Source organism: Pseudomonas sp. NPDC088444 (assembly GCF_044900175.1).
GTDB lineage: Bacteria > Pseudomonadota > Gammaproteobacteria > Pseudomonadales > Pseudomonadaceae > Aquipseudomonas.
This window is the reverse complement of sequence record NZ_JBJDNK010000009.1, coordinates 38071-59660: the sequence shown is the minus strand read 5'-3', so window position 1 is coordinate 59660 and position 21590 is coordinate 38071. Positions and strand designations below refer to the sequence as shown.

19 protein-coding genes are annotated in these 21590 nt (G+C 59.9%); 8 read left to right on the top strand and 11 right to left on the bottom strand.

Features of this window, described 5'->3' with window-relative positions; all coding sequences use genetic code 11:
• Positions 1–383 precede the first annotated feature (383 nt).
• Entirely contained in the window at positions 384–902 is a 519-nt protein-coding gene (locus ACI2KB_RS18350) for a glycine cleavage system protein R (RefSeq protein ID WP_404636614.1), read from the top strand.
• A 566-nt stretch (positions 903–1468) separates the two neighbouring features.
• Here ACI2KB_RS18350 and rarD read toward each other — a convergent pair.
• The 5 genes from rarD to ACI2KB_RS18325 all read right to left on the bottom strand — a co-directional run bounded on the left by rarD (position 1469) and on the right by ACI2KB_RS18325 (position 7310).
• Complete coding sequence (rarD, locus tag ACI2KB_RS18345; RefSeq protein WP_404636613.1) at positions 1469–2362, bottom strand: EamA family transporter RarD; 894 nt, start codon at positions 2360–2362, stop codon at positions 1469–1471.
• Positions 2363–2428: 66 nt separating this feature from the next.
• The gene (locus ACI2KB_RS18340; RefSeq protein WP_404636612.1) at positions 2429–3403 is read right to left on the bottom strand and encodes a serine/threonine protein kinase; all 975 of its coding nucleotides are present in this window, start codon (positions 3401–3403) and stop codon (positions 2429–2431) included.
• Positions 3404–3628: 225 nt separating this feature from the next.
• Positions 3629–5557, bottom strand: a complete 1929-nt coding sequence (locus tag ACI2KB_RS18335) for a PhoX family protein (RefSeq protein ID WP_404636611.1) — start codon at positions 5555–5557, stop codon at positions 3629–3631.
• Positions 5558–5662: 105 nt separating this feature from the next.
• The gene (locus ACI2KB_RS18330; RefSeq protein ID WP_404636610.1) at positions 5663–6427 is read right to left on the bottom strand and encodes a TOBE domain-containing protein; all 765 of its coding nucleotides are present in this window, start codon (positions 6425–6427) and stop codon (positions 5663–5665) included.
• A gap of 142 nt (positions 6428–6569) precedes the next feature.
• Positions 6570–7310 carry a ComF family protein gene (locus ACI2KB_RS18325; protein ID WP_404636609.1) on the bottom strand — a complete coding sequence of 247 codons (741 nt, stop codon included), beginning with the start codon at positions 7308–7310 and terminating at the stop codon, positions 6570–6572.
• 109 nt (positions 7311–7419) lie between these two features.
• Here ACI2KB_RS18325 and bioB point away from each other — a divergent pair, with 109 nt between their 5' ends.
• The 5 genes from bioB to bioD all read left to right on the top strand — a co-directional run bounded on the left by bioB (position 7420) and on the right by bioD (position 12130).
• Positions 7420–8475 carry a biotin synthase BioB gene (gene bioB / locus ACI2KB_RS18320; protein WP_404636608.1) on the top strand — a complete coding sequence of 352 codons (1056 nt, stop codon included), beginning with the start codon at positions 7420–7422 and terminating at the stop codon, positions 8473–8475.
• Between the two features lie 130 nt (positions 8476–8605).
• Positions 8606–9796 (top strand): 8-amino-7-oxononanoate synthase, encoded by a 1191-nt coding sequence (gene bioF, locus ACI2KB_RS18315; RefSeq protein WP_404636607.1) that lies wholly within the window; start codon positions 8606–8608, stop codon positions 9794–9796.
• The gene (locus ACI2KB_RS18310; RefSeq protein ID WP_404636606.1) at positions 9789–10520 is read left to right on the top strand and encodes an alpha/beta fold hydrolase; all 732 of its coding nucleotides are present in this window, start codon (positions 9789–9791) and stop codon (positions 10518–10520) included. The genes bioF and ACI2KB_RS18310 overlap by 8 nt, the downstream gene beginning before the upstream one ends.
• Positions 10513–11361, top strand: a complete 849-nt coding sequence (gene bioC / locus ACI2KB_RS18305; RefSeq protein ID WP_404636605.1) for a malonyl-ACP O-methyltransferase BioC — start codon at positions 10513–10515, stop codon at positions 11359–11361. Before ACI2KB_RS18310 ends, bioC begins: the two co-directional genes overlap by 8 nt.
• Before the next feature lie 88 nt (positions 11362–11449).
• Positions 11450–12130 carry a dethiobiotin synthase gene (gene bioD / locus ACI2KB_RS18300; RefSeq protein WP_404637006.1) on the top strand — a complete coding sequence of 227 codons (681 nt, stop codon included), beginning with the start codon at positions 11450–11452 and terminating at the stop codon, positions 12128–12130.
• A 140-nt stretch (positions 12131–12270) separates the two neighbouring features.
• On the opposite strand, the gene ACI2KB_RS18295 is transcribed toward bioD, so the two are convergent.
• The 6 genes from ACI2KB_RS18295 to ACI2KB_RS18270 form a co-directional block, all read right to left on the bottom strand.
• Positions 12271–13743, bottom strand: a complete 1473-nt coding sequence (locus ACI2KB_RS18295) for an aldehyde dehydrogenase family protein (RefSeq protein WP_404636604.1) — start codon at positions 13741–13743, stop codon at positions 12271–12273.
• Positions 13736–14554, bottom strand: a complete 819-nt coding sequence (locus ACI2KB_RS18290; protein ID WP_404636603.1) for an ABC transporter permease — start codon at positions 14552–14554, stop codon at positions 13736–13738. Before ACI2KB_RS18290 ends, ACI2KB_RS18295 begins: the two co-directional genes overlap by 8 nt.
• A gap of 1 nt (position 14555) precedes the next feature.
• Positions 14556–15506, bottom strand: coding sequence for an ABC transporter permease (locus tag ACI2KB_RS18285; RefSeq protein ID WP_404636602.1), 951 nt, complete (start codon positions 15504–15506; stop codon positions 14556–14558).
• A 14-nt stretch (positions 15507–15520) separates the two neighbouring features.
• Positions 15521–16672 carry a PotD/PotF family extracellular solute-binding protein gene (locus tag ACI2KB_RS18280; protein WP_404636601.1) on the bottom strand — a complete coding sequence of 384 codons (1152 nt, stop codon included), beginning with the start codon at positions 16670–16672 and terminating at the stop codon, positions 15521–15523.
• 51 nt (positions 16673–16723) lie between these two features.
• Entirely contained in the window at positions 16724–17860 is a 1137-nt protein-coding gene (locus ACI2KB_RS18275; RefSeq protein WP_404636600.1) for an ABC transporter ATP-binding protein, read from the bottom strand.
• Between the two features lie 132 nt (positions 17861–17992).
• A complete protein-coding gene (locus ACI2KB_RS18270; RefSeq protein ID WP_404636599.1) occupies positions 17993–18802 on the bottom strand; it encodes a response regulator transcription factor in 810 nt (269 codons plus the stop codon).
• A gap of 324 nt (positions 18803–19126) precedes the next feature.
• On the opposite strand from ACI2KB_RS18270, the gene ACI2KB_RS18265 reads away from it, so the two are divergent.
• Together ACI2KB_RS18265 and ACI2KB_RS18260 are read left to right on the top strand one after the other, a co-directional pair.
• The gene (locus tag ACI2KB_RS18265) at positions 19127–19423 is read left to right on the top strand and encodes a pyrroloquinoline quinone biosynthesis protein PqqE (protein WP_404636598.1); all 297 of its coding nucleotides are present in this window, start codon (positions 19127–19129) and stop codon (positions 19421–19423) included.
• Between the two features lie 359 nt (positions 19424–19782).
• Positions 19783–21588 (top strand): phenylacyl-CoA dehydrogenase, encoded by a 1806-nt coding sequence (locus ACI2KB_RS18260; protein WP_404636597.1) that lies wholly within the window; start codon positions 19783–19785, stop codon positions 21586–21588.
• Positions 21589–21590: the final 2 nt, after the last annotated feature.

Genomic DNA, 21590 nt, shown 5'->3' with positions numbered 1-21590 from the left:
GGGCCGGGGCGAGTACCTGAAAGAAAAGGCGCGGGGCGCTTCGCGAAACAGGCTTCAACGCGCGGCGATGCTAAGTCAGGCATCGTTTCTGCGTCGGGTTAACGCTTATGTAGTGAACGCGGTGGAATACTACATGATGAGTCGCGGCGTGAAAATCAGACTAAATATGTCACCAAGCGACTGGATTTTCACGACGAGTCACATCGGGGTTACGGATGTTCTCAAAAAAAGTGTGAATTGTTCCAGAGAATTATCAAAACAGTACACAAATTGTTTCCTGAGGAAGCATCCGGGCGCTGTCTGATGTGTTGCCTATACTTGCCCAACCGCTGTGCAGGCACTGTTTGACGGCCTGCAGACCTATAAGACTGAAGGAGTCGACCATGGACTATCTCATCGTCACCGTATTTGCTGCCGACAAACCGGGGCTGGTCGAACGGATCGCATCGTGTATCGCAAATCACGGTGGCAATTGGCTGGAAAGTCGCATGAGCCATATGGCGGGGCAGTTCGCCGGGATATTGCGCATTGGCGCACCGGTCGAAGCTCAGCCTGCGCTGAAGGACGCCTTATTGGATTTGGCAACCCAGGGCATTCGTGTTCAGTTTGCGGATCTGGGCCCTGAGTCATCCGAAACCTGGAAGCCCATCAGTATGGAACTGGTGAGCAATGACCGGCCGGGGATCGTGCGTGACGTCACGCGCGTATTGGCAGAGCAGGGCGTTAACGTTGAAGCACTGGAGACCAGCGTTGAACCCGCTCCGATGAGCAGCGAACTGCTGTTCCGCGCCAATGCGTTGTTGGGATTGCCAGCGACCTTGACGTTGGAGGTATTGCAGGAGTGTCTTGAAACGCTGGCGGATGAATTAATGGTGGAGCTCAAACTCAACCCTGACGACTGACGCAGCCTTAAGCGGTTTGCATAAGACTCCTTCCTGACCGCTCCCTACAATTGCTTACCGTTAGCGATACAATCAGCGACTTCGGAGACACCGATCCTGCACGCGCAAGCGTGCAGCGGCTCATTGACCTTGACCAGGCTGGAAAGTTGGTAAACGAAAAAGGCGAACGTTATAAAACGATCGTGCTTTCTCACTGCCGTAACAACTTTCTAGAACCCGACAGCACGATTTCGTAATTACGAGATGAGACCTCTGACGGATAGGGTCGAGCCGTCGATTGGCAAGGGGACGAGCGTTGGAGAGGTTCGTGTCACGAGATTGCACCGTGAAAGTGTTGACCAGCCGTTTGTCGTCGAACATTCCAGCCTTGTTCAATTTCAGTTTGTCCGCGTCTACCCAAAATCGACGACGACAACACCCTCTGGCGCAGCCGTTTGATAGGTTTTGAAGGCCAGCGTCGGAGGTGCGTTGTGCACAGATACCTTGAGTGAGGTTGTGGATAACCTGAGCAAACATCGCTGTAGCCCTTTTAGTTCGGTGCCTGCAGCGATGTGCTTGTTTTTTGATCAGCGTGACGCGCGACGACGGGAAGCCATCCAGGCGTCAACGCTGTAGATGACCAATCCGGCCCAGATGAAGCAGAACGTCACTACGGTGGTCGAGGGGAGTTGTTCACCGAACACCAGCACGGCGAGCGAGAGCACGAGTGTCGGCGCGATGTACTGCAGAAAACCCAATGTCGCATAGGGCAAATGCCGCGCAGCGGCGTTGAAACACACCAACGGTACCAGCGTTACGGGGCCGGCAGCCGCCAGCCAGATCGCCTCCGACGTGCTCCAGAATTCAGCCTGTGCACTGTGAGCCGTCGGGTTGAACAGCAACCAGCCAATGGCCAGTGGCACCAGAATCCAGGTTTCGACCACTAAGCCTGGCAGCGCAGCCACAGGTGCCTTCTTGCGAATCAACCCGTAGAAACCAAAACTGAACGCCAATGCCAGAGAAATCCACGGCAGGCTACCGACATGCCACACCTGTTGCAGCACACCGACCAGCGCAAGGATCACCGCCGCCCATTGCAGGGGGCGCAGCCGCTCCCTGAGCAGGACCATGCCCAGCATCACGTTGATCAGTGGATTGATGAAATACCCCAGGCTGGCCTCGACCATGTGGTTGTTATTCACCGCCCACACGTAGATCAACCAATTGGCAGCGATCAGCGAGCCGCTGCCCGCCAGAATCGCCAGTCGGCGCGGGTCGTCCCGCAGCTCACGCCACCAGCCGGGGTGTTTCCAGACCAGCAACAGCAGTGAACCGAAGATCGCCGACCAGATAGCGCGATTGACGATGATTTCTATCGAGGGCACAGCGGACAGCAGTTTGAAATAGATCGGAAACAGGCCCCAGATGATGTAGGCACTGAGACCCAGGATGTACCCGCGACGCGGGTTGGCAGCTTGCATGGGTGGACCTTCGGCAAGTTTTTATAAATGAACATCACGCCCTCCGGGCAGAGCCGGTGGTGCGATTCAAAACAACTTCAACGGCTCCTCGTTCAGCGCCGCCATTTGCTCGCGCAACGCCAACACCTGATCGCCCCAGTACCGCTCGGTGCCAAACCAGGAAAAGTTGTGAGGAAACGCCGGATCGTCCCAACGACGCGCCAGCCAGGCGCTGTAATGCAGCAGTCGCAAGGCGCGCAACGGCTCGATCAGTGCCAGTTCACGCGGGTCGAAATCGTGAAACTCGTTGTAGCCGTCCATCAATTCCGACAACTGACTCAGACAATCCTGACGACTACCTGCGAGCATCATCCAGATGTCCTGAACGGCAGGCCCCATGCGGCAGTCGTCCAGATCGACAATATGGAAGATGTCATCGCGGGTCATCATGTTGCCGGGATGGCAGTCGCCGTGCATGCGGATGTTCTGATGCGGCGTTGCCGCGTAGGCATCTTCGATGCGCTTGAGCAGGTCTGTGGCTACCGACTCATAGGCGGGCAACAAACTGCGGGGAATCACGTTGTGTTCCAGCAGGTAGTTCAGCGAGTCATGGCCGAAATTCTTCACGCCCAGCGCGTCGCGGTGCTCGAAGGGGCGAGCAGCGCCTACGGCATGAATGCGCCCCAGCAACTGGCCGAGGCGATAAAGCTGATCCAGGTTGCCCGGCTCTGGCGCGCGTCCGCCGCGGCGGGGAAAGAGCGTAAAGCGGAATCCGCCGTGTTCGAACAGGGTCTGCTCGTTGTGGACAAGGGGCGCGACGACCGGGATTTCCACTTCGGCCAGTTCGGCGGTGAAGCTGTGTTCTTCGAGGATGGCCTCGTTGGTCCAGCGACCGGGGCGGTAGAACTTGGCGATCAGCGGCTGATCACCGTCGATGCCGACCTGATAGACGCGGTTTTCGTAGCTGTTGAGCGCCAAAATGCGTGCGTCGCTGACGAAGCCGATGCTCTCGACGGCGTCCAGCACTAGGTCCGGTGTGAGTGTTTCGAAGGGGTGGGCCATGCGTACTCCTGCGCGCGGCCGGCGGCCGCGTCGGGCCCGTTATGTTAACGCAGACACGTTGCAGCTGACACAGCAGGTTACGCTCAGTGCCGCAGACCAAACTGTGGGAGCGAATTCATTCGCGAATCGGTCGTACATCCGGTAGAGATGTGTCGGATGTACGATCGCATCGCGAATGAATTCGCTCCCACAGGGAACATCACTCGGTCTGGACGGGGGGCTGAATCAAGCGCCGATAACCCCGCCATCCTCCCGCGTGATCACCATCACCGACGATCTTGGCTTGCCGTTCGGCAAATGCTCGGGGAAGGTCGAGCCGCCTTTCTCGCCGGGGTGTTGAATCCCCACGAACAGCGCTTTCTGATCCGGCGCGAAGCTGATACCGGTCACTTCGCAGCCAATCGGGCCGACCATGAAGCGGCGAATCTCACCGCTGGCCGGGTCAGCACAGAGCATCTGATTGTTGCCCATGCCTGCGAAGTCCCCGGCGTTCGAGTAGTCGCCGTCGGTGAGAATCCACAATCGACCGGCCTTGTCGAAACCCAGGCCATCCGGGCTGTTGAACATGTTTTGCGCAGTGATGTGGCTGGAACCGCCCTGCGGTTTTCCCGTGTGTACATCAGGATTGCCCGCGACAACGAACAGGTCCCAGGCAAACTCAAGCGACGACGCATCCGAGCCCTTTTCCTGCCAGCGCAGAATTTGCCCGTACTGGTTTTTCTCCCGAGGGTTCGGGCCGCCCACTGGCTGGCCATCTTCACCGCGTTTGACGTTGTTGGTCAGCGTGCAATAGACCTGACCATCCTTGGGGCTGACCACGATCCACTCCGGCCGGTCCATGCGTGTCGCCTTGACCACGCTCGCCGCCAGACGCGCATGAATCAGCACTTCGGCCTGGCTGGCAAAACCGCTCGATACGTCGATGCCGTTCTTGCCGTGGGTCAACTCGATCCATCGGCCCTGGCCCTTAGGGTGATCCGGGTTGCTGTCGCCATTATCGAACTGGGCGACGTACAGCGTGCCGTGGTCGAGGATGTCGCGATTGGCTTTCGGGTTCTTATGGTCAATCTTGTCGCGGCTGACGAATTTGTAGATGAACTCGCCCCGCTCATCGTCGCCCATGTACACCACTGCGCGGCCATCTTTGGTTTCGGTCACGGCGGCGTTTTCATGTTTGAAGCGGCCCAATGCCGTGCGCTTGACCGGTGTGGATTTCGGATCGAACGGGTCGATCTCCACCACCCAGCCGTGGCGGTTGAATTCGTTGGGGTTTTTCGCGACATCGAAGCGAGGATCGTGAGGGTGCCAGTTCACCTCCTTGCTGGTGGCGACCACGCCGTAGCGCTTGGCCGCGGCGTCGAACTTTTGTGCAGGATCGCTGCTGCCGAAGCAGTCAGTGAAGTTCTCCTCGCACGTCAGATAGGTTCCCCACGGCGTCTTGCCGTTGGCGCAGTTCTGGAAAGTACCGAGCACGTTCTTGCCGGTCTTGTCGGCCGAGGTTTTCAACCAATCATGCCCGGCTGCCGGGCCGCTCAGGTGAATCAGCGTGTTGCCATGAACGCGGCGGTTGTACTTCGAACCTTGCACGAACTTCCATTCACCGCTTTCGCGCTTCACTTCGATCACTGAAACGCCTTCGCTGGCCAAGGCCTTGTGCACGTCGTCAGCGGATTGAGGGTCTTTGCCGTGATCGAACAGATAGCGGTAATTGGTGTACTCGTTGTTGATGGCCATCAGCGCACGGCCAGCGGTGTTGACGTCGTCGCCGGGGAAGGTGAACAGGCTCATGCCGTCGTTGTTGTCACCGAATTGCAGTTCCTGCGCCTTAGCGGTGCCTTTGCCGCTCGGGTCGAACGCCGGGCCGCCTGCGTGCAGAGGCTGACCCCAACTGATCAGGACGGAAGACCTGTAGCCCGGTGGCAGGCTGATGCTGTCGGCGGTGGAGGCGGGAATACTGTCGAAGCCAATCAGCGTGCTGTTGCCTGCGTTGACGCTGGCGGCCATCACGCTGCGGCTGAGCAGGTTACCGCCCAGAAACATCGCCGCACCACACAGGGCGCCTGCGCTGATGAAGCCTCGACGGGTGAGGCCTGCGCCGTTTTGAGAGACAAGCGTTTCGAGGTCGGTTGACTGGTGTTCTTCTAATAGTTTCATCACGGGCTTCCTGCGGTTTTGGCGCAAACCTTATTCAGCCTGGATGACGCTATTGTGTCCGTTCGGTGACGGTGTGGGCCGCTGAAAACAGCAAATCGTCGCCCGTTAAAGTGGAGTGCCAATCAGTACATAGGACGGCGCGAACAGGACGCTTACCTGACTGCCGACCTTTAAATTCAAAGATTTGAGGTGGTCTGGCTCTGCCACTGCGCACAGCGTCTGACTGCTGGGCAGCACAATTCTGACTTCGCAGGGGCCGTCTTCACCGTCCAGAATTTCCTCGATTTTGCCGCTCAGACAATTGTGTCCAGGTGTTACGGGATGGTCGGGCGGCAGCAGCTCCAGCCAACTGGCCTTGATCAGCGCAAACACCTGAGTGCCTTTCTCCAGCTCCAACCGCTGGGTGCTGTCGTGGGTAATCTGCACATCGATAGACAGGCCGCCCGCCAGTGCCAGCCCAATCATGTCGTTGCGCCCGAACGGCGTGATGCTCGACACCTCGCCGTGCAACTGGTTGCGGGCGCTGGTGCGCAGCATCAATCGGCTGAGCAGCGCCAGATCGTCAGATTCTTCCGGCGTTTCCAGCAGTTGCGTCTGCAACGCTTGCAAGCGCTGATACAGACGCAACACCCGCTCGCCTTCTTCCGACAACTTCGCGCCGCCACCGCCCCGCCCACCAACGCTGCGCTCGACCAGCGGCTTCTGCGCCAGGTTGTTCAGCTCATCGATGGCATCCCACGCCGCCTTGTAGCTCAACCCCGCGCTTTTCGCGGCCCGAGTGATCGAGCCTTGCTCGGCAATGTGTTGCAACAGCGCGATGCGATGAGGGCGGCGGACCATGTGTTGCGTGAGGGAGGGGGGTAGGGACATGTTGGGCAAGTCTGGTCATGTTGTGATGGGGCGAAGTGTAAGGCACTTTCCTTTAATGCAATACGAGTCCCTGTAGCGGCACGGCTTGCCGGCGGTGGCGTATATGAGATCGTCACTGTCGGCAAGCTGTGCTGCTACAGGATTAGCGTGTGTCCTCAGGCTTTGGCGTACGGGCTAAACAATACACATCGACTCGGCTCGCCCCGGCTCGGATCAATAGCCGCGCAATGGTGCCGGCGGTTGAGCCTGTAGTGAGCACGTCATCGATCAGCGCGATGTGTTTGCCGACAACGTGTTCGGGCGCCATCAACACAAACGCTTCCCGCAGATTCCGTTTCCTCGCCTTTGCATTCAATCCCTGCTGCGCGGGTGTGTCTTTTGTGCGTTTGATCAACTGCTCATTCACCGGCAGCTTCAGCGCAGAGGCCAGCCAATTCGCGATCATTGCCGCCTGGTTATAACCGCGTTGGCGCAGCCTCGTGTTGGCCAGCGGGACGGGGATCAAGGCATCTGGCCGTTCGAAGCCTTCATCAAAGCGGTATTGCAACGTCTGACTCAGCAGCTCGGCAAGCAAGCGCCCGAAGGGCCATTTGCCCTGATGTTTGAAACGCGTGACCAGCGCGTCAACAGGAAAGTCATACAGCCACGGCACGATGACCTTATCGAAAACAGGCGGCTGTCGTGTGCATTGCGCGCAGGTCAGCCCAGAGATCGGCAAAGGCAGCGCGCAGCGCTCGCATTGGTCGATCAGCCAAGGCAGTTCGCTTTCGCAGGCGGTGCAGATCGGGAGGATCGAGTCGGTCTGTTCGTCGCACAACAAACAGGTTTGTACGTTTTTTAACCATATGTAAACCTGATGGTTGTCATGTGGTTGACAGTGCATCGCGCTTCCTTAAATATGCCGAACATCCGTGTTGCGCCTGTGGTCTTTCCGGTTTCGCCAACTGAGTGAACCGCCCGGGTACTCGCCTAAATACATGAAGGAGCCGCCCATGAGCGCCAGCATCAATGCCACTTTGCGTCACGACTGGACCTTAGCCGAGGTCAAGGCGTTGTTCACACAACCCTTCAATGACCTGCTGTTTCAGGCGCAAACCGTGCATCGCGCTCACTTCGACGCCAACCGCGTGCAAGTCTCCACGCTGCTGTCGATCAAGACCGGCGCCTGCCCGGAAGACTGCAAGTACTGCCCGCAGTCCGGGCACTACAACACTGGCCTTGAAAAAGAGAAGTTGATGCAGGTCCAGCAAGTGCTGGAAGAGGCAGCGCGCGCCAAGGCCATCGGCTCGACCCGATTCTGCATGGGTGCTGCCTGGAAGCACCCGTCGGCCAAAGACATGCCGTATGTGCTGGAAATGGTCAAAGGCGTGAAAGCCATGGGCCTGGAAACCTGCATGACCCTGGGCAAGCTGGATCAGGACCAGACCAAGGCGCTGGCTGATGCAGGTCTGGACTACTACAACCATAACCTCGATACCTCGCCCGACTTCTACACCCGCATCATCACCACTCGTACCTACAGCGAGCGTCTTCAGACCCTGGCCTACGTGCGTGATGCAGGCATGAAAATCTGCTCCGGCGGTATCCTGGGCATGGGCGAGTCGCTGGACGATCGCGCCAATCTGCTGATTCAACTGGCCAACCTGCCAGAGCATCCGGAGTCGGTGCCGATCAACATGTTGGTAAAAGTCGCCGGTACGCCACTGGCCAACGCCGAAGACGTCGATCCATTCGATTTCATTCGTATGTTGGCTGTTGCGCGCATTCTGATGCCGCAATCCCACGTGCGTCTGTCGGCGGGCCGTGAGGCGATGAATGATCAAATGCAGGCCCTGGCGTTCTTCGCCGGTGCCAACTCGATCTTCTACGGCGACAAACTGCTGACCACCGCCAACCCGCAGGCTGACAAAGACATGCTGCTGTTCTCCCGTCTGGGCATTCAGCCGGAAGCCCGTGAAGAGCATTCGGACGAAGTGCATCAGGCGGCGATCGAGCAGGCGCTGGTGGAGCAGAAGAGCAGCGAGCTGTTTTACGACGCGGCGGTTTGATTCCGTCCGCACCGCCACTCTCTGTAGCAGTCCGGCTTGCCGGCGGCAGCGATTTCACTGGCGCCACCGCCGGCAAGCCGGACTGCTACAGGGCGCTTGCAACGCCCATCGAATACCCCACGAGGCCTGCATGTCTTTCGATCTGAGCGCACGTCTCGCTGCCCGTCGTGCCGAACACCTCTATCGCCAACGCCCACTGCTGGAAAGCCCGCAAGGCCCGGAAGTGGTGGTCGATGGCAAGCCGCTGCTGGCTTTCTGCAACAACGACTACATGGGGCTGGCCAACCATCCCGACGTCATCAAGGCCTGGAAAGCCGGTGCCGAACGCTGGGGCGTGGGCGGCGGGGCTTCACATCTGGTGATTGGCCACAGCACGCCGCATCACGCACTTGAAGAGGCGCTGGCCGATCTCACCGGCCGCCCACGCGCCTTGCTGTTTTCCAACGGTTACATGGCCAACCTCGGCGCGGTGACTGCGCTGGTGGGGCAGGGCGATACCGTGCTGGAGGATCGCCTCAACCACGCGTCGTTGCTCGACGCCGGTTTGCTCAGCGACGCGCGGTTTTCCCGCTATCTTCACAACGACCCCGACAGCCTGAGCACCCGGCTGGAAAAAGCCGTGGGTGACACATTGGTCGTCACTGACGGCGTGTTCAGCATGGACGGCGACATCGCTGACTTGCCTGCGCTGGCCACGGTCGCCAAAGCCCGAAAGGCCTGGCTGATGGTTGACGATGCTCACGGCTTTGGCCCGCTGGGCGCGAATGGTGCAGGGATCGTCGAGCACTTCGGTTTGAGCATGGAAGACGTGCCGGTGCTGATCGGCACGCTCGGCAAGTCCTTCGGCACCGCAGGGGCGTTCGTTGCGGGCAGTGAAGAATTGATCGAGACGCTGATTCAGTTCGCTCGCCCTTACATCTACACCACCAGCCAGCCCCCCGCGCTGGCCTGCGCAACGCTGAAAAGCCTTGAACTGCTGCGCGGCGAACACTGGCGTCGCGAGCACCTTCAAGCGCTAATCAAACAGTTCCGCGACGGCGCCCTGGCATTGGGGCTGGAATTGATGGACAGCTTCACGCCGATTCAACCGATCCTGATCGGCAGCAGCGACCGCGCCTTGCGCCTGTCGCAGATGCTGCGCGAGCGTGGCCTGATGGTGACCGCGATTCGCCCACCGACGGTGCCAGCGGGCAGCGCGCGTCTGCGCGTGACGCTGTCTGCCGCCCACAGCGAGGCTCAGGTGCAGCTATTGTTGGAAGCGTTGGAGCAGTGTTATCCGCTGTTGGGCACGGACGAATCGGGGGAGCCACACGATGCGTGATCGATTGATCTTGCTGCCGGGCTGGGGGCTTGGCGTCTCGCCGCTGGAACCTTTGGCAGCGGCGTTGCGGGGGCTGGACGAGCACCTGCGGGTCGAAATCGAGCCGCTGCCGGATCTGGACAGCGATGACCTGAACGAATGGCTCGACGAACTGGATTCATCTCTCCCAGATAACGCCTGGCTGGGCGGCTGGTCCCTCGGCGGCATGTTGGCTGCTGAACTGGCCGCGCGCCGTGGCGAACGCTGCTGCGGCCTGGCGACGTTTGCCAGTAACGTCTGTTTCGTCGCGCGAAGCCAATGGCCGAATGCGATGGCGCAGACCGATTTCGACGCCTTCATTACTGGTTGCAAAGACGATCCGGAAACCACCCTCAAGCGCTTCAGCCTGCTGTGTGTTCAAGGTGCCGAAGAACCTCGCGCATTGTCGCGTCAGCTCAAAGCGGGTGCGCCTCATGGTACCCGCAACGGCTTGATCGAAGGCCTCAAATTGCTCGAACAAATGGACACTCGCGCAGCACTGCAAGCCTATCGCGGGCCACAACTGCACCTGTTTGGCGGTCTCGACGCCTTGGTGCCTGCTGAAGCCTCTACCGATCTGCTCGATCTTCTGCCGGATATCGAAGTCGGCGTGATCGAGCAGGCCAGTCACGCGTTCATCCTGGAAAACCCCCACGGTGTCGCGGCGGCAGTCCAAGCGTTTTTACATGAGTCCGGCGATGACTGATCTTTCCCACTGCGCGGTGCTCAAGGCCGTGAAACAGCAACAGGCGACAACCGATAGCCATCTGCCGGACAAGCGTCAGGTCGCGGCGTCTTTTTCCAAGGCGGCGGCCAGCTATGACAGCGTCGCGGATTTGCAGCGTGCGGTCGGCGGTGAGTTGATGTCGCGCCTGCCCGAAACGGTGCTTGAGCGCTGGCTCGATCTGGGCAGCGGCACCGGCTATTTCAGCCGCGTGCTGGCGCAGAACTTCCCCCACAGCGAAGGCGTCGCGCTGGACATCGCCGAAGGCATGCTCAACCACGCGCGGCCTTTGGGCGGCGCACAGCATTACATTGCGGGCGATGCGGAAAGCCTGCCATTGCGCGACGCCAGTGTGGGATTGATGTTTTCCAGCCTGGCGGTGCAGTGGTGCTCGGATTTTGCGTCGGTACTGTCGGAAGCCAAGCGCGTGTTGCAACCCGGTGGCGTGTTCGGTTTTGCCAGCCTGTGCGTCGGCACTCTGTATGAGTTGCGCGACAGTTGGCAGGCCGTGGACGGTATGGTGCACGTCAATCGCTTCCGCGCCTTCGAGGAATATCAGCAGCTCTGCGCAGACAGCGGTTTGCAGGTGCGCAGCCTGGATGTGTTGCCGCATGTATTGCATTACCCCGATGTGCGCAGCCTGACCCACGAACTCAAGGCACTGGGCGCCCACAACATCAATCCTGGTAGGCCAGGCGGATTGACTGGCCGGGCGCGGATTCAGGCGTTGATTGAGGCGTATGAGGGCTTTCGGCAGGAGAAAGGCCTGCCTGCAACCTATCAAGTGGTTTACGCCGTGCTGGAAAAACCAGCGGCTGTTTAAAAAATGACCGGTTTTATGAGTGCCGTTCGTGCGAGCGCTATAGTGAGTGAGCAATAGTTTGAAAAAATCTGAACGGATGGTCGCCAAGATGAGTGCTGCGTATTTCATCACGGGAACCGACACCGATGTGGGCAAGACCACCATTGCCACGGGGCTGCTGTATGCGGCGCGACAATCCGGATTGAGCACGGCGGCGGGCAAGCCCGTGGCTTCGGGCTGCGATGTGAAACCCAAAGGCCTGCGCAACTCAGATGCGGTCGCCCTGCGTGCCGAGTGTTCGGTGGAGCTGACCTACAACGAGGTCAACCCGGTTGCCTTTGAACCTGCCATCGCCCCCCACCTGGCGGCTCGCGAGGCGGGTGTTGCGCTGACCGTGCAATCGCTGCTCGGCCCGATGCGGCATATTCTGGAAAAAAAGGCTGATTTCACCCTGATCGAAGGGGCGGGCGGTTGGCGCGTGCCACTGGCGGATCAGGCCAATTTGTCGGATCTGGCGATCGCGTTGCAACTGCCGGTGATTCTGGTGGTGGGCGTGCGTCTGGGGTGCATCAGCCATGCGCTGCTGACCGCTGAAGCCATCGCCAATGACGGTCTGCAACTGGCCGGTTGGGTAGCGAACATCATCGACCCGAAGACGTCACGCCTTGAAGAAAACCTCGCAACGCTGGCCGAGCGTCTGCCCGCGCCGTGTCTGGGCCGCGTGCCGCACATGAAAAAGGCCACGCCGGAGATGATCGCCGAGCATTTGCATTTGGAGTTGTTGGACTGAGCGCTGATTACGCATTTGATCGTTCCCACGCTCCGCGTGGGAATGCTGCCTCTGACGCTCCGCGTCAACCCGACGGCGGACGCGGAGCGTCCGGACGGCGTTACCCACGCGGAGCGTGGGAACGATCAGAAAGCAGCGGATCACTTGATATACCACCCCCACGCCTGATCACTGACGTACTCCGTCACCTGTTTCACTTCCAGATAGTTATCCAGCCCCCATTGCCCCAATTCCCGGCCAATCCCGCTGTGCTTCATCCCGCCCCATGGTGCTTCGACGAAGGTGGGTTGTGAGCAGTTGACCCACACGATCCCTGCGCGCAGGTGATTGGCCACCCGCGTGGCACGCTGGGGATCGGCGCTCATCACGGCGGCGGCCAGACCAAAGCGGCTGGCGTTGGCCATTTGCACCGCTTGCGCTTCGTCTTTGAAGCGCTTCACGCACAGCACCGGGCCGAAGATTTCTTCGCGCCAGACGATGCTGTTGTGCGCGGGCTCATCGAAAATCGCCGGTTCCATGAAGTAGCCCCTTTCCAGATGCGCCGGACGTTTGCCTCCCGTAAGCAGCTTCGCGCCACTGGCCTTGCCCTGATCGACAAAGCCCAGCACTTTTTCGTACTGCCCACGACTGACCAGAGGCCCCAGTAACACGTCAGGCTCAAGCCCTTGCCCGAGGGTGATCTTGCGTGTTTCTTCCACCAATCGTTCAATGAGGCGTGACGCGATGTTCTCCTGCACCAGCAAACGCGACGTTGCGCTGCACACCTGGCCCTGATTCCAGAAAATCCCGAACAGAATCCACTCCACCGCCGCCTCGACATCAGCGTCGTCGAACACGATGAACGCGGATTTTCCGCCCAACTCAAGGCTGATGTTCTTGATGTCACTGGCCGCTGCCGACATGATTTTTGACCCGGTCGGCACGCTGCCGGTGAAGGCCAGTTTGTCGACGCCGGGGTGCAGCGTCAGCGGGCTGCCTGCGTCCGCGCCCAAGCCGGTGACAATGTTCAGCACGCCAGCGGGCAGGCCGATACGATCCGCCGCACCCGCCAGCTCCAGCGCGGTGAGCGGGGTGAGTTCCGAAGGCTTCAACACCACCGTGGCACCGGCGGCCAGCGCGGGCGCGACTTTCCAGGCCGCCATCAGCAGCGGGTAATTCCACGGGATGATCTGCCCGGCGACACCCACCGGTTCCAGCCGCGTATGACAACGAAAGCGCGTGTCGGGCAGGGCGAGTGGCTGGTTCTGACGACCGTCCAGCTCACGTGCCAACCCTGCGTAATAGCGAAAGCAGCCAATCGTATCGCCGATGTCCCACTGCGCCTCGGGCAGCGGTTTGCCGTTGTCGTGCACTTCAAGGATGGCCAGGTCGTCTTGCACGTTTTGCAGTTCATCGGCCAGCGCGTCGAGCCACACGGCACGCTGGGCGCCAGTGGTTTGGCCCCACTCACTCTCAAAGGCACGTCGGGCAGCTCGCACCGCGTGGTCGATGTCTTCTTCGGTGCCCGCCGCGACCTTCTGCAAAACCTGCTCGGTCGCCGGGTCGATCACATCCATGTAGCCACCCAGATCCGGGCTGACCCACTCGCCGTTGATGTACAACTGATCACGCATGTGAGGCTCCTGTGCGGCGATTTTGCAGATAGCGGGAAGTGAACAGCAGTGCCAGCGAGGCGCAGATGATCACCGTGGAAACCGCGTTGATTTCCGGGGTCACGCCGCGCCGGATCGACGAGAAGATGTAGATCGGCAGCGTGGTTTCAGGGCCAGCGACGAAAAACGCGATGATGAAATCGTCGAAACTGAAGGTGAATGCCAACAGAAAGCCCGCCATGATTGCCGGGGTGATCTGCGGCAATGTCACGCGCCAGAAGGTTTCCAGCGGTGGTGCGTAGAGATCGGCAGAGGCTTCCTGCAAGGCTTTGTCCAGCGACTCCACGCGGCTGCGCACGATTACCATGACCAACGCCATGGTGAACAGCGAGTGAGCCGCGACGACCGTGAAGAAGCCCATGTTCAGCTTCGGGAGGCTCGGCATCAGTTGGGCGAGCACAGGGTTGATCACGTCGAACACGCTGATGAAGGCGATCAACGTCGAGATGCCGATGACGATGCCGGGGATGATGATCGCGCAATAGGTCAGGGCGTCGAATATCAGGCGGATTCTGCGCCCGGCCCGTTGCAGGCCGAACACCGCGAGGGTGCCGAACAGCGTCGCCAGCACCGCTGAGCAGGTGGCGATCAGCGCGCTGTTGCCCAAGGCTTCCATGATGAACGGGTTGCTGAAGGCCCGCCCGAACCACTGCACCGAGCAGCATTCGAAGGCCAGCCCGCTGCGCCCGGCGTTGAAGCTGAACAGCATGATCAGCGCGATGGGCAGGTAGAGAAACAGATAAAGCGACGTCGAGTAGGTGCGCAGCCACATGTCAGAGCGCTCCTTCGCCGGGCTTGCCACCGTAGCGGGCCACCAATTTTAGATAGACACCGATGATCACCAGCATGATTGCCACCAGGGTCATCGCCAGCGCACTGCCAAACGGCCAGTTGCGCGATTGCAGGAACAGGTCGACCAGCGCGTTGCCGACGAAGAACACCTTGCCGCCGCCGAGCACGGCAGGGATAAGAAATTCGCCCATCAGCAGAATGAACACCAGCATCACACCGGTAATGATCCCCGGCGCCGAGAGCGGCAGAGTGATGCGGCGGAAACTCTCGAACGCGCTGGCGCCCAGATCCGCCGAGGCTTCCAGCAAGCGCTTGTCGAGCTTTTCCAGACTGACGTAAATCGGAAACACCATCAGCGGCAAGTAGCCGTACACGATACCGATCAGCACCGCGTAGGGCGTGTTGATCAGCCGCACATCGTCCAGCCCGACACTCGCCAACAGCGCCGGAATGCCTTTGCCGCTGAGGATGAAAATCCACGCGTAGGTGCGAATCAGGAAGCTGGTCCAGAACGGCACGATCACCAGCGTCAGCAACAGCGAACGGCTGCGTCCGGCTTTTACGGCGAGAAAGTAGGCCAATGGATAGGCCGCCAGCAGACACACCAGCGTCCCCAGCGGCGCCAGCATCAGCGTGTTGCCGAACGCCGCCGCGCGGGAGCCGAGGTTGAGGTAATTGGCCAGTGTCAGGCCGCCCGCGTAACCGCCGACGGCGCTGCGCTCGCCAAAGCTGAATACCAGAATGATCACCAGCGGCATCACCAGAAGCAGCAGGAACCACAGGGTAGACGGCAGCAGCATCAGCAGCGTGATGCGCCGCGCCAGGCTACGCCGCCGAAGGTGTGCGCGCTCGATGTCCACCGCCGCCTCGGCAGCGGCGGGGCGAGCGTCAGGGGTCATGACGGCTTGCATGTGCGGTTCCTTGTCGTTCATGGCGATACGCCGGATCAGGCGGCCTTGAAGCGGGCCATCAGTTCGGCGCGCAGCGGGCTGGTCAGCGTCGCAGCGGCACCGAATTCCAGTGGGCTCAATTGCTCGGCGGCCGGATACATGATCGGGTCGTTGAGCATTTCCTTCGGCAGCAGCGCATCGACACGCTTGTCGCCGCTCGGGTAGCCGTGGCTCAGCACTTCCAGCTTGTTGTGCTGCGGGTCAAGCAGGTAATTGATGAAGGCGTAAGAGGCGTCTTTATGCTCTGCGCTTTTCGGGATGGCGAAGAAGTCGCTCCACAGCTCGCCGCCTTCCTTGCCCAGCGCGTAGACCATCGACGGAATGTCGCGATGCAATTGCGAGGCATCGCCGGTCCAGGACATGGCCAGAATTGCGTCGCCGCTGCGCATCGACGGCTGGATGTCGGAGTTGATCGCAAACAGGTGCGGCTTGACCTCGATCAGCAGTTTTTCGGCGTCGGCCAGTTCTTTCGGGTCCAACGAGTTGAAGCTGTAACCGAAGGATTTCAGGGCGTTGCCGATGGCGGTCAATTGGTAGTCGTGCACCATGGTGCGGCCGTCGGCCTGATCCTTGGCCAGCGCCCAGAACTCTTTCCACGAGGTGGGTTTGGCCTTGAGCTTGGCGCTATCGTAGGCCATGCCGGTGGTGCCCCAGTTTTTCGGCACGGCATACACCTTGCCGTCGACAGTGCCTTGGGCCATGAATTTTTCTTGAAAGGCCGACGCGTCGAAATTCGGGATGCGCGACAGGTCCAGCGGCTCGATCAGCCCCAGTTTCACATAGGTGCTGATGGTGTAGTTGGTCGGCACCAGCACGTCCCAGCCACTGCCGCCTGCCTGCAATTTGGCGAGCATTTCTTCGTTGGAGCCGAACACGCTCATGGCCACGCGGGCGCCGGTGGTCTTGGCGAAGTTATCGAGGTTTTCCTGGCTGTGATAATTCGGCCAGGTGGCCAGGCCCAGACGGTCGCCGATGTTTTTGTCAGCACCCAGTGCGCTGGCGCTGGAGCTGCCCGCAAGCAGCCCCGGCATGTTGGTGGCGACCACCGCCGCAGCGATACCCAGGCCGGTACGACCCAGGAAGTCGCGGCGCGTGATCGAGCCGTTCTGCCAACTGCGCATCGTCTTGATGAAGGTTTTCTGGTCCATGGCATGCTCCCCGTCTGATAAATAGTCCGATCGTTGGAATTGCTGTGCGCCTTACAGGGCCATCGCCAGGCCGCTGGCGTTGTTCCAGCCCACTTGAACGGCGGCGCCGTGTTCGAAACCTGCGTTGTCTGACGCCCCTTGGACCCCTGAGCCGAGTTGGCGCGGCACCCGCACGCAGACGATGCCGAATGGTTGGGTGCGCACGCGGTATTCGGTGATGTTGCCCAGATAGATGCGGTCTTCGACGCAGCCGTCCAGGGTTACGTCGCGACCTGGCAGGCTGCCTTGGGCGGCGATGTCGATCAGCTCCGGACGCACCGCGATGCAGCCCTCGGTGTTCGCACTCAGGGCCGTTCCGTTGGGCGTCAATGGGCTGCTCAGCTCGATGCCTTGCTCTGTGCGCAGCAGCGCCGAATTGCCCTGCACGTGGCGCACGGTGCCGTTGAACAGATTGGATTCCCCGATGAAGTCGGCCACGTAGCGAGTAGCCGGGGCTTCATAAAGTTGTTCGGGGGAGGCGGTCTGGATGATCGAGCCGCTGTGCATCACGCTAATGCTGTCGCTCATCGACAGCGCTTCTTCCTGATCGTGAGTGACCAGCACGAAGGTGATGCCAACTTCACGTTGCAAGCGCAGCAGTTCGGACTGCATTTCCTTGCGCAGCTTGCGGTCGAGTGCGGCTAGCGGTTCATCGAGCAACAAAACAGTGGGCTTGTTTACCAGCGCCCGCGCCAAGGCTACGCGCTGTTGCTGGCCGCCTGACAACTCGCTTGGTTTGCGATGACCGAGGCCTGAAAGACGCACCATCTCCAGCGCCTCGTCGGCGCGGCGTTGCTGTTCTTTCTTGTCCGGGCGAGGAGTGAGGTAGCGCAGGCCGTAGGCGATGTTCTGCGACACAGTCATGTGCGGAAACAGCGCGTAATGCTGGAACACCATGTTCACGGGGCGCTGATAGGCGGGGACGCCTGCGACGTTTTTGCCTGCCAGACGCACCTCTCCGACGGTCGGCTGATCGAAGCCTGCGATCATGCGCAGTGTAGTGGTCTTGCCGCAGCCCGAGCCGCCGAGAAAGGAGTGAAAGGTCCCGCGCTTGACCTGAAAACTCAGGTTGTTCACGGCCTTCAAGTTGCCGTAGTGCTTCTCGACGTTACAGAACTCGATATCGTTTTCGTGGCGATGGTCGGTCATCAGAGGCTCTCGCATTCCAGTGCAGGGTTCGCTGCGATGGAGGCGAAATTAACAACCGCGGTTTTGCGCTGTATATATCCCTCGGGGGATAGGTGTCGTTTCAGAACACGTCACTTGTAGGAGTGAGCAGGCCTAGGCAGTGGCTGCAATATCCGGCCCGGTCAGCTCGCGAATGAACAGTCCCAGCAACTCGGCCTGGCTGCCGATTCCGAGCTTGGCGTAGATGTTCTTGCGATGGATTTTCACGGTTCCCGGACTGATCGTCAGTTGCTCGGCCACCGACGCGCTGGAGTGCCCGCGCAACAGCAGACGTACGATTTCCTGCTCGCGCCCCGTGAGAATGTGATCACCGAAATGATCAAAAGCGGCGTGTACCTTGAAGTCGAGATCCTGCGGCGAGCGCGGCTGTTGCGCCCGATGCTGACGCCAGGCTTCGTTGATCACTTGCTCGACAATCGCTTGCGCACACTCCATCAGTTGCAGTTCATCGCGGCTGAACGCGCAACTGGTGGTCGCCCGCATCAGCGATAACACAGCCATCGCGTCGCCGCCCAGATCCACAAAGAACGCCACTTCCTCGGCCAGCCCCGTTTGCTGGTAATACGCCAGGTAATACTCGCTGAGATAGAAGTGATCGGGCGCGAACTGGCGCAGACGCCACAACCCCGGTTGCTGTTTTCGGGTACAGGCCAAGTAAAACGGGTCCAGCAGATAGGGGCCGCACTGGTAATCGTCGACGTACACCTTGCGCTTGTCCGGCGGGAAAGTGTCGAACAGTGCAAGTGGACGGTGATTACCCTCGTAGATGAACAGCACGAAATGATCGACAGGCGCGATTTGCTTCAGCCACTGGCTTAGCCCGCTCAGCCGCGCGCCGCCTCCCGGCAAGTCGAGAAGATGGGCGATTCCGCTGGTCCAGTGTTTCAGTTCCTTTGGGCGCATGAGGCGTTCGTGGCCGAATCCGGGAAGAAGAGCAGTTCAGCACAGGATGCAGGATGTGCGCCACTGCACAGTTCGGGGCTTCGGTAGCAGCGAGCAGGGGAAGAAGCGGGTAGGCTGATGGCCTGAATTGTTTCGTGATGCACTGTTTTTACGCATGAATTGTCACCGGTTGCTACGCGGTAACGGCGCGCCAACGTCTCAAATCAGGTGCGATTCGGGCCTCGTCTATCAGAAGGCCCGATGCCATTAGTCTTTTTGCCGAGTGTTTCACGGCTGATACTGGTTTAATGGCGTTGTTCGTTTTTTGAACAAAGGACCCCAGTCATGCAAATCTCACTGAACAACACGCTGTATCCAGGCCTGAGCGCGATTCAGGTCGGGCAGGACCGTGTCGATCAGGCGGCTACTCAACTGGCCAGCCCGGCGACCGAAGTGTCTGGTCGTAGCCAGTCTTCGGATTTCCAGCTTGAGCGTCTGCGTTCTGTCGAGCGCCCTGACCGCTCTGATCTGGCCTCTAATGTGGTTGAAATGGCCGAAGGCAAATTTCAGGTCCAGGCCGGTGTGAAAGTCGAGAAAGCCAGCGACGAAATGCTGGGCACGTTGATCGACACCTACGCGTAATTCCCTCTCTCTGACGTGCGCTGCGGCGCACGTTTGCGTTACGCCCTCCGCCTCTGAATAACGTCCTATAACGCGACCGAATCGCGGCGTTCTAAAGGCCGTTCCAGAGCGCTTCCTCAACTAGACTCTTCTCTATTGCCCGACCCGTTTCGTGCGTTGTGCGTGGTCGCCTGCATGACGTTTTGCGCAGCGTCGATGAAAGGTTCGCGATGCGCCCTTGACAACTCAATGGGCGTAAACGTATGTTTCAAACACCTGTTTGAGCCTCGAACAAAAGCAGATATCGAGGAGCGGGGCCAGTCCCCACAGTGACCCGACGGTCATCCAATTCAAGGATTCATCAGCAGAGGTTTATCGCTATGCCTGACTACAAGGCCCCCTTGCGTGATATTCGCTTCGTTCGTGACGAGTTGCTCGGCTACGAAGCGCACTACCAGAGTCTGCCAGCCTGCCAGGACGCCACGCCTGACATGGTCGACGCCATTCTGGAAGAGGGCGCCAAGTTCTGTGAGCAGGTATTGGCGCCGCTGAACCGCGTCGGTGACACCGAAGGCTGCACCTGGAGTGAGTCCGGCGTGAAAACCCCGTCGGGTTTCAAAGAAGCCTACAAGCAATTCGTCGAAGGCGGTTGGCCAAGCCTGGCCCACGACGTTGCCCATGGCGGTCAGGGTTTGCCTGAGTCGCTGGGTCTGGCGGTCAGCGAAATGGTCGGTGAAGCCAACTGGTCGTGGGGCATGTACCCAGGCCTGTCCCATGGCGCGATGAACACCATCTCCGAACACGGCACCCCTGAGCAGCAAGAGGCTTACCTGACCAAGCTGGTGTCGGGTGAGTGGACCGGCACCATGTGCCTGACTGAGCCTCACTGCGGCACCGACCTTGGCATGCTGCGCACCAAGGCTGAACCTCAGGCCGATGGTTCGTACAAAGTCTCGGGTACCAAGATTTTCATTTCCGCTGGCGAACACGACATGGCCGATAACATCGTCCACATCGTGCTGGCCCGCCTGCCTGATGCGTCTGCGGGCACCAAAGGCATTTCGCTGTTCATCGTGCCGAAGTTCGTGCCGAACGCCGAAGGCGGCATCGGTCAGCGCAACGCTGTGAACTGCGGTTCCATCGAGCACAAGATGGGCATCCACGGTAACGCCACCTGCGTAATGAACTTCGACGGCGCTACGGGCTTTCTGATCGGCCCGCCGAACAAGGGCCTGAACTGCATGTTCACCTTTATGAACACCGCGCGTCTGGGCACGGCATTGCAAGGTCTGGCTCACGCCGAAATCGGCTTCCAGGGCGGCCTGAAATACGCCCGCGAACGCTTGCAAATGCGCTCGCTGACTGGCCCGAAAGCGCCGGACAAAGCCGCTGACCCAATCATCGTTCACCCTGACGTACGTCGCATGCTGTTGACCATGAAGGCCTTCGCCGAAGGGACACGTGCGATGGTGTACTTCACCGCCAAACAGGTCGACATCGTCAAGTACAGCGAAGACGCCGATGCCAAGAAGCAAGCCGATGGTCTGCTGGCGTTCATGACCCCGATCGCCAAGGCGTTCATGACCGAGGTCGGTTTTGAATCCGCTAACCACGGTGTACAAATCTACGGTGGCCACGGCTTCATCGCTGAGTGGGGCATGGAGCAGAACGTGCGCGACAGCCGCATCTCGATGCTGTACGAAGGCACCACTGGCGTTCAGGCCCTCGACCTGCTGGGTCGTAAAGTGCTGATGACTCAAGGCGAAGCGCTGAAGGGCTTCACCAAGATCGTGCACAAGTTCTGTCAGGCTCAGGAAGGCAACGAAGCAGTCAGCGAATTCATCGCGCCATTGGCTGCACTGAACAAAGAATGGGGCGAGCTGACCATGAAGGTCGGTATGGCCGCCATGAAAGATCGTGAAGAAGTCGGTGCTGCTTCGGTGGATTACCTGATGTTCTCCGGTTACGCGTGCCTGGCGTACTTCTGGGCTGACATGGCGCGTCTGGCAGCCGAGAAGCTGGCAGCGGGCACCACGGAAGAGGCGTTCTACACCGCCAAACTGCAAACCGCGCGTTTCTACTTCCAGCGTATCCTGCCACGCACCCGTACTCACGTTGCGGCCATGTTGTCGGGTGCCAACAACCTGATGGACATGAACGAAGAGCACTTCGGCCTGGCTTACTGAGT

Excerpts from the sequence above, each read along its gene's own strand:
- ACI2KB_RS18350 (WP_404636614.1), top strand. The coding sequence starts at position 384 with ATGGACTATCTCATCGTCACCGTATTTGCTGCCGACAAACCGGGGCTG.
- rarD (WP_404636613.1), bottom strand. The coding sequence starts at position 2,362 with ATGCAAGCTGCCAACCCGCGTCGCGGGTACATCCTGGGTCTCAGTGCC.
- ACI2KB_RS18340 (WP_404636612.1), bottom strand. The coding sequence starts at position 3,403 with ATGGCCCACCCCTTCGAAACACTCACACCGGACCTAGTGCTGGACGCC.
- ACI2KB_RS18335 (WP_404636611.1), bottom strand. The coding sequence starts at position 5,557 with ATGAAACTATTAGAAGAACACCAGTCAACCGACCTCGAAACGCTTGTC.
- ACI2KB_RS18330 (WP_404636610.1), bottom strand. The coding sequence starts at position 6,427 with ATGTCCCTACCCCCCTCCCTCACGCAACACATGGTCCGCCGCCCTCAT.
- ACI2KB_RS18325 (WP_404636609.1), bottom strand. The coding sequence starts at position 7,310 with ATGCACTGTCAACCACATGACAACCATCAGGTTTACATATGGTTAAAA.
- bioB (WP_404636608.1), top strand. The coding sequence starts at position 7,420 with ATGAGCGCCAGCATCAATGCCACTTTGCGTCACGACTGGACCTTAGCC.
- bioF (WP_404636607.1), top strand. The coding sequence starts at position 8,606 with ATGTCTTTCGATCTGAGCGCACGTCTCGCTGCCCGTCGTGCCGAACAC.
- ACI2KB_RS18310 (WP_404636606.1), top strand. The coding sequence starts at position 9,789 with ATGCGTGATCGATTGATCTTGCTGCCGGGCTGGGGGCTTGGCGTCTCG.
- bioC (WP_404636605.1), top strand. The coding sequence starts at position 10,513 with ATGACTGATCTTTCCCACTGCGCGGTGCTCAAGGCCGTGAAACAGCAA.
- bioD (WP_404637006.1), top strand. The coding sequence starts at position 11,450 with ATGAGTGCTGCGTATTTCATCACGGGAACCGACACCGATGTGGGCAAG.
- ACI2KB_RS18295 (WP_404636604.1), bottom strand. The coding sequence starts at position 13,743 with ATGCGTGATCAGTTGTACATCAACGGCGAGTGGGTCAGCCCGGATCTG.
- ACI2KB_RS18290 (WP_404636603.1), bottom strand. The coding sequence starts at position 14,554 with ATGTGGCTGCGCACCTACTCGACGTCGCTTTATCTGTTTCTCTACCTG.
- ACI2KB_RS18285 (WP_404636602.1), bottom strand. The coding sequence starts at position 15,506 with ATGAACGACAAGGAACCGCACATGCAAGCCGTCATGACCCCTGACGCT.
- ACI2KB_RS18280 (WP_404636601.1), bottom strand. The coding sequence starts at position 16,672 with ATGGACCAGAAAACCTTCATCAAGACGATGCGCAGTTGGCAGAACGGC.
- ACI2KB_RS18275 (WP_404636600.1), bottom strand. The coding sequence starts at position 17,860 with ATGACCGACCATCGCCACGAAAACGATATCGAGTTCTGTAACGTCGAG.
- ACI2KB_RS18270 (WP_404636599.1), bottom strand. The coding sequence starts at position 18,802 with ATGCGCCCAAAGGAACTGAAACACTGGACCAGCGGAATCGCCCATCTT.
- ACI2KB_RS18265 (WP_404636598.1), top strand. The coding sequence starts at position 19,127 with ATGCAAATCTCACTGAACAACACGCTGTATCCAGGCCTGAGCGCGATT.
- ACI2KB_RS18260 (WP_404636597.1), top strand. The coding sequence starts at position 19,783 with ATGCCTGACTACAAGGCCCCCTTGCGTGATATTCGCTTCGTTCGTGAC.